We start from the raw sequence: 12,949 nt of genomic DNA, 5'->3' as shown, positions 1-12,949 counted from the left end.
AGCCAGCGGCGCGATATTCGGTGCGATCAGGAGATGATTGCGATGAACGCTCACACCGCCGTCCTTCAAAAGGACATTACGCCCGAAGGCTCCGACTACGAGATCGTGCGTCGGGCCATCGAGAAGATCAGCCTCGACTATCGCGACCAGCCCTCGCTGGAGGAACTTGCCGCCGATGTCGGCGAGACGCCGCTCGGGCTGCAGAAGCTCTTCACCCGTTGGGCCGGCCTGTCGCCGAAAGCCTTTTTGCAGGCCGTCACGCTCAATCATGCCCGCAGGCTGCTCGACGAAGGGCTGCCGCTGCTCGATGCCTCCCATGAGGTCGGCATGTCCGGCCCGGGACGCCTGCACGATTTGTTCGTCACGCATGAGGCGATGTCGCCGGGCGACTACAAGACACGCGGCGCGGGGCTGACGATCCGCTATGGCTGGCACATCTCGCCCTTCGGCGTGGCGCTGATCATGGTGACGGATCGGGGGCTGGCGGGCCTTTCGTTCAACGATGCCGGGCAGGAGCAGGAAGCCTTCGCTGACATGTCGGGCCGCTGGCCGAACGCCGATTTCGTCGAGGACATGGCCGCGACCGCCCCATACGCCGCGCGCATCTTCGATCCAGCCCGCTGGCACGCGGATGAGCCCTTGCACGTCGTGCTGATCGGTACTGATTTTCAGGTCCGCGTCTGGGATGCGCTGCTCAAAATCCCGATGAACAGGGCAAAGACCTATTCGCAGATCGCCGGCGAGATCGGCAATCCGAAGGCGAGCCGTGCGGTGGGTGCTGCAATCGGGGCCAATCCGGTCTCCTTCGTCGTGCCGTGCCATCGCGCCCTTGGAAAATCCGGCGCACTGACCGGCTACCACTGGGGCCTGACGCGCAAGCGCGCGATCCTCGGCTGGGAGGCGGGGCAGCAGCCGGCGGCGTAACGATTTTTGCTGCCATGGAACCGGGAAGCCGCTAGAGCCTTTGAACGATAAGGGACGCGTTCAAGGGCATGGCGATTTCATGATTATGGTGTTGGGTTCGATCAATCTCGACCTCGTGGCGAATGTCGCCACATTGCCGAAGCCGGGTGAGACGGTGCCCGGCACGAGCTTCAAGACGACACCGGGCGGCAAGGGCGCCAATCAGGCGCTGGCCGCAAGACGCGCGGGCGCAGAGGTGCATCTGGTCGGCGCGGTCGGCGACGACCCGTTTGCGAAAGAAGCGCTGGAGTGCCTGCGCGAAGGGCGCGTGGACCTTTCGGGTGTTCGCGAATCTCACGCAACGACCGGCACGGCGACGATCCTCGTCGGCGGCGACGGTGAGAACATGATCGCCGTGGTTCCGGGAGCCAACGGCACGCTGGTGCCGGGCGACGTCAAGAACGTTCATCTGGAAAAGGGCGATCACCTTCTGCTCCAGCACGAAATCCCCATGCGCACGGTCGAGGCGGCGCTGAAGGAGGCGAAAGCGGTCGGGGCGATCTCAATCCTCAACACCGCGCCGTTTCGCGAGGAGGCGGCCGGTTTCCTGCGTATGGCCGATTACGTCGTCGCGAATGAATACGAGTTCGACGCCTATGCGAAATTGAATGGCCTTGAAGGCGTCGACCGTGAGGCGGCCATGCGCAAGATGGCGGACGAGACCGGCTCCACGATCATCGTCACGCTCGGCGCCGAAGGCGTGGTCGCGGCGGTACAGGGCGGCATGCTGCGGGCGAACGGCTTGAAGATCGAGCCGGTCGACACGGTCGGCGCGGGCGACACGTTCTGCGGCTATCTCGCAGCCGCGCTCGCCGACGGAGTGAAGCTGGAGGACGCGTTGCGCCGCGCTGCGGTCGCCGGTTCGCTCGCCTGTCTGAAGCCCGGTGCGCAGCCGTCGATCCCGCATGGAAAGGACGTGGACGAAGCGTTGGACTAGCGCTTTTCCCGCTGTCTTGCTAGAAGCGCGGCCAACCGAACGAGATTCCTGACATGGCCGAGAAAATCGAAGAGGCGGTCGCCCGCCGCCGCACCTTTGCGATCATCGCGCACCCCGACGCCGGCAAGACGACGCTGACGGAAAAGCTGCTGCTTTTCGGTGGCGCGATCCAGCTTGCCGGTGAGGTCAAGGCAAAGAAGGACAAGATCCAGACCCGCTCGGACTGGATGAAGATCGAGCGCGAACGCGGCATTTCGGTCGTCACCTCGGTGATGACGTTCGAATATGGCGATCACGTCTTCAACCTCCTCGACACGCCCGGCCACGAGGATTTCGCGGACGACACCTACCGCACGCTTTCGGCCGTCGACAGCGCCGTCATGGTCATCGACGCGGCCAAGGGCATCGAGCCGCGAACGTTGAAGCTGTTCGAGGTCTGCCGCCTGCGCGACATCCCGATCGTCACCTTCGTCAACAAGATGGACCGTGAGGCGCGCGACACGTTCGAAATTCTCGACGAGATCGAGGAAAAGCTGGCGCTCGACACCGCGCCGATCACCTGGCCGATCGGCAGCGGCAAGAACTTTGCCGGCACCTACCACCTTGCGGAAAACGCCGTGCGCCATGGCGATGGCGACCTCGAATGGGCAAAGGTCAACGGACCTGATTCCAATCGTGTTGCCGGCAAACTGCCGGAGAACGAGCGCGAAGCCTTCATCGAGGAACTCGATCTTGCTCGCGAGGCCTGCCGCCCGTTCGATGAAAAGGCGTTTCGCGAAGGCCATCTGACGCCGGTCTTCTTTGGTTCGGCGCTGCGCAATTTCGGCGTGCGCGATCTGATCGAGGCGCTGGGTGCATGGGCACCTCAGCCGCGCGCGCAGGAGGCGGATTCGCGCCGCGTCGATGCTACGGAGCCGAAGATGACGTCCTTCGTCTTCAAGATACAGGCGAACATGGACCCGAACCACCGCGACCGCATCGCCTTCGTGCGCGTGTGCTCGGGCACGCTGGAGCGCGGCATGAAGGCCAAGCTCGTGCGCACGGGCAAGCAGATGAGCCTGTCGGCCCCGCAATTCTTCTTCGCCAAGAGCCGCATCACCGCCGACGAGGCGTTCGCGGGCGACGTGGTCGGCATCCCGAACCACGGCACGCTTCGCATCGGCGATACGCTGACGGAAGGCGAGGAAATTCTGTTCCGCGGTGTGCCGAACTTCGCACCGGAAATCCTGCGCCGCGTGCGTCTGGGCGATCCGATGAAGGCGAAGAAGCTGAAAGAGGCGTTGCAGCAGATGGCCGAGGAGGGCGTCGTCCAGCTGTTCCTGCCTGAGGATGGCTCGCCCGCCATGGTCGGCGTCGTCGGCGCGCTCCAACTCGACGTGTTGAAGGAGCGCCTGTCGGCCGAATACCAGTTGCCGGTCGATTTCGAGATGGCGCGCTTTACCGTCTGCCGCTGGATCACGGCGGACAAGGCGGAGCTTCAGCGCTTCATGGATGCCCATAAGGGCGACATCGCGCGCGATCTCGACGGCGATCCGGTCTTCCTCGCCCCGCACGAGTTCGGGCTGAACTACGAGGCCGATCGCTGGAAAGCCATCACCTTCGCGGCAGTGAAAGATTATCAGGTCCGCGACAAGGCGGCCTGACACGCTTCAAATTACCTTAGGCAACCATTCGTGACGTTTTGCGTTGGCGATATGCTGTAGTTTGCAGCCTGTCGCAGCCGGGGGATTTCGGCTGAACCGAAACCCTGTGCAATGTGAGTGAGTTACCGAGTGAGACGTCTCGACATCATTGATGGAATGCGAGGCTATTTCCTCGTTTTTATGCTCATAAATCATCTGGTTTTTGTCGGCGGCTATTGGCTCGTCGAGATCAATCACCGTCAGTTGGCTTTCGTGGAAGACGCGCAGGGTTTCGTCTTCCTGTCCGGTCTGCTGATCGGGCTGGTCTATGCCCGCAAGATGCTGAAATACGGCCGCTGGGAAGGGTCGAAGAAGGTCTATTCGCGCGCCTTCGAACTCTATCGCTATGCGATGGGGCTGGTCATTGCCGTTCTTCTGGCCCGCATGATGCTGCCCGGCGGCTATGAAGCTTGGTGGAACTGGCTGGGCGACTCCAGCTTCGCCGATCCGACGCGTCTTCTCGCCATCGCGACATTCGTCTTCCAACCCACCTTCATGGATATCCTGCCGCAATACACGGTCTACATGCTGATCGCGCCGCTGGTCATCTGGCTGGTGATACAGGGCAAGTGGGCGACGGTTCTGATCGCCTCCTTCATTGCGTGGATGGCGGCCCAGCTCGGCTTGCAGCAGATCGTCACGGAACCGCTCAACCAGCTTTTCATGGGCACGGACGATCAGGGCGTGCGCGTTTCCTTCAACATGCTCGGCTGGCAGGTCATCTTCTTTTCAGCCATCGTGCTGGGCACCTTGACCGCGCAGGACAAGATCGACTGGGACTACTGGCTGTCGCCGAAGCGCCGGCTGCTCCCGAAGGCGGCGCTTGCCTTCGTCATCTTCTTCGTGCCGCTGCGTATCGCTACCGCATGGGGCCTGATGCCCGATGTCATGCTCGGCAAGTTCGCCACGATGGAAATCCGTGCGGATTTCGGCCCGGTCTATCTGGTCAACTTTCTTGCCGTCGCCTATGGCGTCGCCTGGCTCGTCGTTGCGGCCCCCGCGCACGAAAATCGCGCCGTTCGCGCAGTTGGAAATGTGTTCAACTGGGTTTTCACGCTGCGCTTCCTGCAGCTTCTCGGCCGCCATTCGCTGCACGTGTATGTCTGGCATGTCGTGATCGTCTACGCGGTCTATTATGTCGATCAGCGTACGCCGGAACTCTCGCAACTGTCGAAGACGGCCATCGCGCTTGTGTCGATCGCGTTGCTTGCCTTGCCGGCGATCTGGCGCGAGCGCGAGCGCTTCGTTGGCGAGGGCATGTTGCTGGGCTGGTTCGCGCGCTGACGTCTTCGCTATCATCCCGACTGGACGAACCGTGTCCATAGATGGCAAGAATGCCCGAAAGATCGGGTCGAGGCGAAAACGTGCAGAGGGTCGTTTCTGAAAGGCTGATGCGGATGGGGCGGTCCTTCTGCTCCGTTGGTGTGCTGATCGGCACGCTGCTGTTCGCCTTTTCGCTGACGCCGAGCCTCCTGCCGCGCTCCTATCAGTTGCAGGGCCTGCTCTCGGGCTGCTCCTTCGCGGCCGGGTACGGCATCGGTGTCTTCCTGCGCTGGCTGTGGTTCTATATGGGGCTGCCGCCTTTTTCCCGTGGCGTGGAACGGCTGACGACATGGTCGGCCGCAACGATCTGCGGCGTCGTCGTTGCGATCTTCCTGTGGAAGGCGTCGGAGTGGCAGAATTCGATCCGCCTGCCGATGGGGCTGGAGCCGGTGGAAACGGGCCGTCCGATCGAGGTTGGTGGGATTGCGTTCGCGGTCTTCATCGTGATCCTCATGATCGCCCGGTTTTTCGCGCTCATACGCACGGTCTCGTCCGGCCGTATGAAGCGCCATATCCCGCCGCGCATCGCCAATGTGCTCGGTGTGATCGTTGCGGGCATACTCTTCTGGTCTATCGTCGACGGTGTCGTCTTTCGCTACGGCCTTCGCGCTGCGGACACGTCGTTCCGCCAGCTCGATGCTCTGATCCAGCCCGATGTCGCTCGTCCCGCCGATCCTTTGAAGACGGGCAGCGAAGCCTCGCTCGTCGCCTGGGATGAACTGGGGCGCATGGGGCGTCGCTTTGTCGGGCAAGGTCCGACCGCCGCGCAGATCGCCGACTTCACCGAGCGGCCGGCGCGTGAGCCGCTACGCATTTATGTCGGGCTGAATTCTGCCGAGGAACATACGCAGCGCGCGCGGCTGGCGCTGGACGAGATGATCCGCGTCGGCGCTTTCGAGCGCGAAATTGTCGTCCTCGTCACGCCGACCGGCACGGGCTGGATTGATCCGGCAGCGATGGACACGATCGAATATCTCCACGATGGCGACGTCGCGTCGGTCGCTGTGCAATATTCGTATCTTACGAGTTGGCTTTCGCTTTTGATCGAGCCGGGATACGGCGCGGAGACGGCGCGTGCGATCTTTTCGGAAGTCTATCGCTACTTGAGTTCGCTGCCTGCCGAGACGCGCCCGCGCCTTTATTTGCATGGCCTCAGCCTTGGCGCGCTGAATTCCGACCTCTCCGTCGATCTTTTCGACATCGTAGGAGACCCGTTTCAAGGCGCGCTTTGGAGCGGCCCGCCCTATTCGACGCCCAAGTGGCGGCGCGCGATCGACGATCGCCAGCCCGGATCACCGGCCTGGCTGCCGCGTTTCGGAGATGGCTCGGTCATTCGCTTCACCAATCAGGCCGACCACCTGAATGACGGCTTTGCCCCGTGGGGGCCGATGCGCATCGTCTATCTGCAATATGGCAGTGACCCGGTGACCTTCTTCCAGCCATCCTCCATCTATCGCGAGCCGGACTGGATGAGCGGCGAGCGCGCGCCCGATGTTTCAGCCTCCTTGCGCTGGACGCCGGTCGTCACGCTTTTGCAGCTCGGGCTCGACATGGCGCTGGCGACGACAACGCCGATCGGTTTCGGTCATGTCTATGCGCCCGAAGATTATATCGACGCCTGGATATCGCTGACCGACCCGCAAGGATGGCAGGAGAACGATATTGCGCGATTGAAGGATCATTTCGCCGATCGCCCGCGTCCGGAAGGCGCGGATTAAAAAATCTATCCTTGCCGTAGGCGGGTCCGCTTCTCATATTTCCTCCAACAGAAAATGAAGGGAGTGTTCCATGAGCCTGCGCATCAACCAGACCGCCCCGGACTTCACGGCCGAGACGACGCAAGGCACCATCAATTTTCACGAATGGATCGGCGACGGCTGGGCCGTGCTGTTCTCGCACCCCAAGAATTTCACGCCCGTCTGCACGACCGAACTCGGCACCATGGCCGGTATCGCGCCCGAATTCGAAAAGCGCGGCGTTAAGATCATCGGCATTTCGGTCGATCCGGTTTCCGACCACGGCAAGTGGAAGGAAGACATCAAGCTCGCGACAGGCCACTCGGTCGATTATCCGCTGATCGGCGACAAGGACCTCAAGGTAGCCAAGCTCTACGACATGCTGCCGGACGATGCGGGTGACAGTGCGGATGGTCGCACGCCCGCCGACAACGCCACCGTGCGCTCGGTCTATGTCGTCGGACCGGACAAGAAGATCAAGCTGATCCTCACCTATCCGATGACGACCGGCCGCAACTTCGACGAGATCCTGCGCGCGATCGATTCCATGCAGCTGACGGCGAAGCATCAGGTCGCTACTCCGGCCAACTGGAAGCAGGGCGAGGACGTCATTATCACCGCCGCCGTTTCCAATGAGGACGCAAAGAAGCGCTTCGGCGACTACGAGACGGTGTTGCCCTATCTCAGGAAAACGAAGCAGCCCGGCGCCTGAAGGCGCGCAGGTTGCAGCGAACAAAGGCCGGCAGTGATGCCGGCCTTTTTGTTTTCGCGCTAGTGCATCATTATTAAACCATTCGGTTGACAATAATTGCGCGCCCCGATAATAAACCATATGGTTCAACATCAGCACGCCCATCTCGACACCGTCTTTCACGCTCTGGCCGACACCACCCGTCGCGCGATGGTCGAGCGTCTGGCCTCCGGCCCTCACACGATCGGCGATCTGGCCGCGCCTTTCGACATGTCGCTTGCCGGTGCGTCGAAGCATATCCGTGTGCTGGAAGGGGCTGGTCTCGTCAGGCGCGAGGTTCAGGGGCGCACCCATAAATGCAGCCTCAATCCCGCTCGCCTGCGCGACGCGCGCGACTGGATCGCCCGCTATGAGAAATTCTGGAACGAACGGCTCGATGCGCTGGAGGCGCTTCTCGCTGCCGATGCCGATAAAGGAGGAAAATCCCATGAGTGAGGTTCGAAGCCTGGTGGTATCCCGCAAGTTCGATGCCGCGCCCGAGCGTGTCTTCGATGCTTGGGTCGATCCGCAAATGGCACGCAAATGGCTGTTCACCATTCCAGGCGGCGGGATCGTGGTGGCGGAAAACGACCCGTGCGTCGGCGGAACTTTCACCTTCGTGGACAGGCGCGGCGACGATGAAATCCGCCATGTCGGCGAGTATCTCGAAATCGACCGCCCGCGCCGTCTGGTCTTCACCTTCGCAGTGCCTCAGTTTTCGCCGGCTTACGACCGCGTCACGATCGAGATCGAACGTCAGGGAGAGGGCTGCGAACTTACCCTGACGCATGAGATGGCGGCGCAAGTCTTCGCCGAATGGGGCGAGCCGAGCCGGCAGGGTTGGACGACGATGCTCGGCGCGCTGGACGCGCAGCTCCACCGCCGCTCAGACGAGGGCAATGGCATGATCGTCGATCCGAATGCGGTGCGCATCGAACGCGTCCTGCCCGGCCCGGTCGAACGCGTCTGGGACTATCTGACGGATTCGCAAAAGCGCCGCCAGTGGCTTGCTGAAGGCCTGATGGAACCGCGCAGGGGTGGACGTGTCGAACACATCTTCCGCAATGGCGAACTCTCGCATGAGACGACGCCGGACCGCTTCCGCCACACCGACGGCCCCACCGTGCGCGTTGGGGAGGTCATCGAATTCGAGCCGCCGCAGCGTCTGACCTATGTCTGGCCCGGCGACGAAAAAGATGCGCCGCGCAGCGAAGTCACCTTCGAATTGTTTGCGCAAGGCGAGGGCACCCGCCTCGTGGTCACCCATCGCAAGCTGGCCGACCCCGAAGGTATGGTCAGTGTCGCCAGCGGCTGGGATTCCCATCTCGGCGTTCTGATCGACATCCTGTCGAATGATACGCCGCGCGGCTTCTGGTCGACGGTCGGCGCGCTCGAAACTGTCTATCGTCAAAAGTTCGGTGTGCCGGAGGAAAAAGCATGATCCGCATCAACATCTCGTCCATCGTCGTCAACGATCAGGAGAAGGCCGAGCGATTTTATTGCGACGTGCTCGGATTCAAAAAGAAGCGCGACATACCCTTCGACGGTGCGCGCTGGCTGACGGTGGAAAACCCGGACGGCTCAGGCGTCGAACTGTCGCTCGAACCCGCCGGCTTCGATTTCGCGAAGACCTACCAGAAGGCGCTTTATGAAAACGGCGTGCCGGTCACGTCTTTCGGCTCGGACGACATCGACGCCGACTACGAGCGCCTGAGCAAGGCAGGGGTTGTCTTTCGCGGTAAGCCTGCCGGCGAGCCCGTCACGAATGTCCGCATAGCGATTCTGGAGGACGGTTGCGGCAATCTCGTCATGTTGACGCAGGAAACCGCTTAGCCCGCGAGCCGCTCCGCGATCAGGTGGGCCAGCCGCTCGGCGACCTCGTCCTTGGTGAGTTCGGGCCAGTCATCGGCACCGTCTGGCGACAGGATCGTCACGCGGTTCTTCGACCCGCCCATGATGCCGCCGGCGCTCGTCGCGCCCGAGACCGAGACGTCGTTGGCGACGATCAGATCTGCGCCCTTCTTTTGAAGCTTCGCGCGCGCATGGTCGAGGACGCTCTGCGTTTCCGCGGCGAAGCCGATGACGAGCCTCGGGCGTTGTGCGTGACGACCGATGGTCGCCAGAATGTCGGGGTTCTCCGCCATCTTCAGAATTGGAGCGCCTTCGCCCGCAACCTTCTTGATCTTCTCGGATGTCTCCGCATCCACCCGCCAGTCGGCGACAGCGGCGACGAAGATGCCTGCATCGGCGGGCAGAGCGGCTTCCACGGCTTCCTTCATTTGCCGCGCGGTCTCGACATGAACCGTCTCGACGCCGGCAGGATCGGGGATGGAGACCGGGCCGGAAACCAGCGTGACCGACGCGCCGAGGCGCGCCAGCGCGGCGGCGATCGCATGCCCCTGTTTGCCGGACGAGCGGTTGGCAATGTAGCGCACCGGGTCGATCGGTTCATGCGTCGGGCCGGAGGTGACGATGATGCGCTTGCCTGCCAGCGGCGCGCCGCTCGCTGAAAAATGGCGATCGATCGCCGCGACGATTTCCAGCGGTTCGGCCATGCGTCCGTCGCCCGCCTCGCCGCTTTCGGCCATCTCGCCGCGTGTTGGGCCGACGAACGCGATGCCGTCGGCTTCGAGTGTTGCGCGATTGCGCTGCGTGGCGGGATGCGCCCACATTTTCGGGTTCATGGCCGGCGCAACGATCACCTTCTTGTCTGTGGCGAGAAGCACGGTCGAGGCGAGGTCGTCGGCAAGCCCATTCGCCATTTTGGCCAGAAGGTCTGCGGTCGCCGGTGCGACGACGATCAGGTCCGCCTCGCGCGACAGGCGGATATGACCGACATCGTGTTCGTCCTGCCGGTCGAACAGTTCGGTGAAGACGTGGTCGGCCGAAAGCGCGCCGACGACAAGCGGCGTGACGAACTCCTGCGCGCCCTTCGTCATCACGCATCGGACCTTCGCGCCCCGCTCGCGCAGCCGCCGGATTAGGTCGAGCGATTTATAGGCGGCGATGCCACCTGCGATGATCAGGAGAATGCGCTTGCCGGAAAGGGTCATTCGTCTGGCGATCCTGCAACGATGCTTCTTGCTTGATAGATCAGCTTGGCCTTCACGTCACCTGCCACGCAATAAACACCGCCGCCGCCGCAATCACCCACAGCGCGATCCGACCCGAACGCGTATGCCGTGCCTCGGCCTTGCCGATCTTCCGTGCCGTCTCGTCGTCGAAGCGTAGACCGTTTTCAGCCATGGCGTCGATCTCGCGCGTCAGCCGTTCCGTACGGGCGGCAAGTTCCGGCGCCTGCCGCGCAAGCGCGAGCAATGCGCCCGCACCGTCGCGTGCATCCTCCAGAATGCCGCGCGGCCCAAGGTTGCCGCGTATCCAGTCGCCGACGACCGGTTCGGCTGTTTTCCACATGTTGAACGCCGGATCGAGCGTGCGCGCGACGCCCTCCACCACAACCATGGTCTTTTGCAAAAGCAGAAGCTCGGGCCGCGTCTCCATGTCGAAGAGTTCGGTCACTTCGAACAGAAGCGTCAATAGCCGGGCCATGGAGATCGTCTCGGCCGGCTGCCCGTGGATCGGCTCGCCGATAGCGCGGATCGCTTGCGCGAAGGCGCGGACATCATGGGTGCGCGGAACGTAACCGGCCTCGAAATGCACTTCGGCGACACGCACATAGTCGCGCACGATGAAGCCGTAGAGGATTTCGGCGAGGAACCGCCGCTCCTTCTTGCCGAGCCGCCCTGCGATCCCGAGATCGACCGCGACGATGGTGCCATCGGCCTCTACGAAGAGATTGCCGGGATGCATGTCAGCGTGGAAGAAGCCGTCGCGCAGCGTGTGGCGCAGGAAAGACTGGATGAGCACGGCGGCCAGATGCGGCAGATCGTGCCCGGCGGCGCGCATGCCCTCGATATCGGACATCTTGACGCCGTCGATCCACTCCATGGTGATGACGTCGCGGCCTGTCCGCTCCCAGTCGACCCACGGCACGCGAAAGCCTGGATCGTTGACGGTGTTCTCGCCCAGTTCTGAAAGGGCGGCCGCTTCCAGCCGAAGATCCATCTCGATCTTGGTGGTCTGGGCGAGCGTCTGCGCGACCTCGACTGGCTTTAGCCGCCGCGAGGAGGGGATGAACCGCTCCTGCATATGCGCGGCGAGGAAGAAACCTTCCAGATCATGCGCGAAACGCGTCCGAACGCCGGGGCGGATCACCTTGACGGCGACCTTCGTGTCGACGCCGTCGCGCATCACGCGCCCCGGATGGACCTGCGCGATGGAGGCGGCCGCGATCGGCTCGTCCAGCTCCAGATAAAGGTCTTCGACCGAGCGACCGAGAGATTCCGCGATCTCCGCGCGCGCCAAAGCGGTCGGAAAGGTCGACATGCGATCCTGCAAGAGCGCAAGCTGCGTCGCCACATCCGCGCCGACGACGTCGGGCCGCGTGGCAAGGAACTGCCCGAGCTTCACATAGGATGGGCCGAGCCGGTCGACCGCGTTCGACATACGGTCGGCGGCATCGCGCTTGCGCGAGCGCGGCCGCGCCAGCCAGCGCGCGACATTCCACGCCATGCGTGGCGGTCCGTCGAGCTGGTCGCCGGGCAGCGCCGCGATCACGCCTTCGCGCGCGAGAATCCAGCCGGCCCGTGCGAGCCGGATATAGGCGGCAGGTGTCGTCATTTCGCAGCCGGCCTCACAGTTTCCAGGCCGAATGTAGCGCGGCGATCCCGCCCGAATAATTGCGCCAAGTCACGCGATCGAATCCGGCCGTGCGGATCATGGCAGCGAAGTTGGTCTGGTTCGGAAACTTGGCGATGGACTCCACCAGATAGCGATAGGGCTCGCCGTCGCCGGCCACCATCTTGCCGATCTGTGGGATGGCGTTGAACGACCACGCTTCGTAGGCTTTATCGAGGATCGGCATTTCGACATCGGAAAATTCAAGGCACAGGAAACGTCCGCCCGGCTTCAGCACGCGATAGGCTTCCGAAAGGGCCTTATCGATGCGCGGCACGTTTCGGATGCCGAATGCGATCGTATAGGCGTCGAATGTCGCATTTTCGAACGGCAGTTCCTCGGCATTGGCCTCGACGAATGTGAGATAGGGATCGAGCTTGCGCTTTACCGCCCTGTCCTGGCCGACGGCCAGCATCGAGCCGTTGATGTCGAGCACGGTGGCGCGCGCGTTACGGTCTGACGCCTCGACGATGCGGAATGCGATGTCGCCGGTGCCGCCTGCGACGTCGAGAACCTTCCAGCCTTCGCGGCGCGGCGGGTTCAGCCACGTCACCATCGCGTTTTTCCACACGCGGTGAAGGCCGGCCGACATCAGGTCGTTCATGACGTCGTAGCGATCGGCGACCTTGTGGAACACGTCGTTGACGAGCGGCTGCTTCTCACCCTCGGCCACGTTGCGGAAACCGTAGGAGGTTTCCATCCCGCCTTGCGCGGTGGTGCGTGTGTCCGACATCGAATTCACCTGTGCCTGCCTGAAAATCGCCGCGACCATAGCCGATCGCCTGACGGGGCGCTATCTTTCCAAGCGCGATGAAGTAGCGCGCCGGCAACGCAGTTAAGA

Annotated in this window: 12 protein-coding genes; 9 read left to right on the top strand and 3 right to left on the bottom strand. The window is 62.8% G+C overall.

What is annotated here, in order from left to right; translation table 11 throughout:
* The first annotated feature begins 42 nt into the window (after window positions 1-42).
* From ACX82Z_RS15920 to ACX82Z_RS15880, 9 genes are all read left to right on the top strand, one after another.
* Complete coding sequence (locus ACX82Z_RS15920) at window positions 43-924, top strand: methylated-DNA--[protein]-cysteine S-methyltransferase (RefSeq protein WP_459590057.1); 882 nt, start codon at window positions 43-45, stop codon at window positions 922-924.
* A 79-nt stretch (window positions 925-1,003) separates the two neighbouring features.
* Window positions 1,004-1,900: a ribokinase gene (locus ACX82Z_RS15915; RefSeq protein ID WP_459590056.1), complete on the top strand. Its 897-nt coding sequence runs from the start codon at window positions 1,004-1,006 to the stop codon at window positions 1,898-1,900.
* A 53-nt stretch (window positions 1,901-1,953) separates the two neighbouring features.
* Window positions 1,954-3,543, top strand: coding sequence for a peptide chain release factor 3 (locus ACX82Z_RS15910; protein ID WP_459590055.1), 1,590 nt, complete (start codon window positions 1,954-1,956; stop codon window positions 3,541-3,543).
* Window positions 3,544-3,672: 129 nt separating this feature from the next.
* A complete protein-coding gene (locus tag ACX82Z_RS15905) occupies window positions 3,673-4,866 on the top strand; it encodes an OpgC family protein (RefSeq protein WP_459590054.1) in 1,194 nt (397 codons plus the stop codon).
* Between the two features lie 50 nt (window positions 4,867-4,916).
* Complete coding sequence (locus ACX82Z_RS15900) at window positions 4,917-6,623, top strand: alpha/beta hydrolase (protein WP_459590053.1); 1,707 nt, start codon at window positions 4,917-4,919, stop codon at window positions 6,621-6,623.
* A gap of 70 nt (window positions 6,624-6,693) precedes the next feature.
* Entirely contained in the window at window positions 6,694-7,353 is a 660-nt protein-coding gene (locus ACX82Z_RS15895; RefSeq protein WP_459590052.1) for a peroxiredoxin, read from the top strand.
* A 120-nt stretch (window positions 7,354-7,473) separates the two neighbouring features.
* Window positions 7,474-7,827, top strand: a complete 354-nt coding sequence (locus tag ACX82Z_RS15890) for an ArsR/SmtB family transcription factor (RefSeq protein ID WP_459590051.1) — start codon at window positions 7,474-7,476, stop codon at window positions 7,825-7,827.
* Window positions 7,820-8,812, top strand: coding sequence for an SRPBCC domain-containing protein (locus tag ACX82Z_RS15885; protein WP_459590050.1), 993 nt, complete (start codon window positions 7,820-7,822; stop codon window positions 8,810-8,812). Before ACX82Z_RS15890 ends, ACX82Z_RS15885 begins: the two co-directional genes overlap by 8 nt.
* The gene (locus ACX82Z_RS15880; RefSeq protein ID WP_459590049.1) at window positions 8,809-9,204 is read left to right on the top strand and encodes a VOC family protein; all 396 of its coding nucleotides are present in this window, start codon (window positions 8,809-8,811) and stop codon (window positions 9,202-9,204) included. Before ACX82Z_RS15885 ends, ACX82Z_RS15880 begins: the two co-directional genes overlap by 4 nt.
* On the opposite strand, the gene coaBC is transcribed toward ACX82Z_RS15880, so the two are convergent.
* The 3 genes from coaBC to ubiE are packed head-to-tail and all read right to left on the bottom strand — an operon-like array spanning window position 9,201 to window position 12,841.
* Window positions 9,201-10,424, bottom strand: a complete 1,224-nt coding sequence (gene coaBC / locus ACX82Z_RS15875) for a bifunctional phosphopantothenoylcysteine decarboxylase/phosphopantothenate--cysteine ligase CoaBC (protein ID WP_459590048.1) — start codon at window positions 10,422-10,424, stop codon at window positions 9,201-9,203. The genes ACX82Z_RS15880 and coaBC overlap by 4 nt on opposite strands.
* 52 nt (window positions 10,425-10,476) lie before the next feature.
* Complete coding sequence (gene ubiB / locus ACX82Z_RS15870) at window positions 10,477-12,051, bottom strand: 2-polyprenylphenol 6-hydroxylase (protein WP_459590047.1); 1,575 nt, start codon at window positions 12,049-12,051, stop codon at window positions 10,477-10,479.
* A gap of 13 nt (window positions 12,052-12,064) precedes the next feature.
* Window positions 12,065-12,841, bottom strand: a complete 777-nt coding sequence (ubiE, locus tag ACX82Z_RS15865) for a bifunctional demethylmenaquinone methyltransferase/2-methoxy-6-polyprenyl-1,4-benzoquinol methylase UbiE (protein ID WP_459590046.1) — start codon at window positions 12,839-12,841, stop codon at window positions 12,065-12,067.
* Window positions 12,842-12,949 lie beyond the last annotated feature (108 nt).

The organism is Aliihoeflea sp. PC F10.4 (genome assembly GCF_054612275.1).
This window is presented reverse-complemented; position numbering and strand designations above follow the sequence as displayed.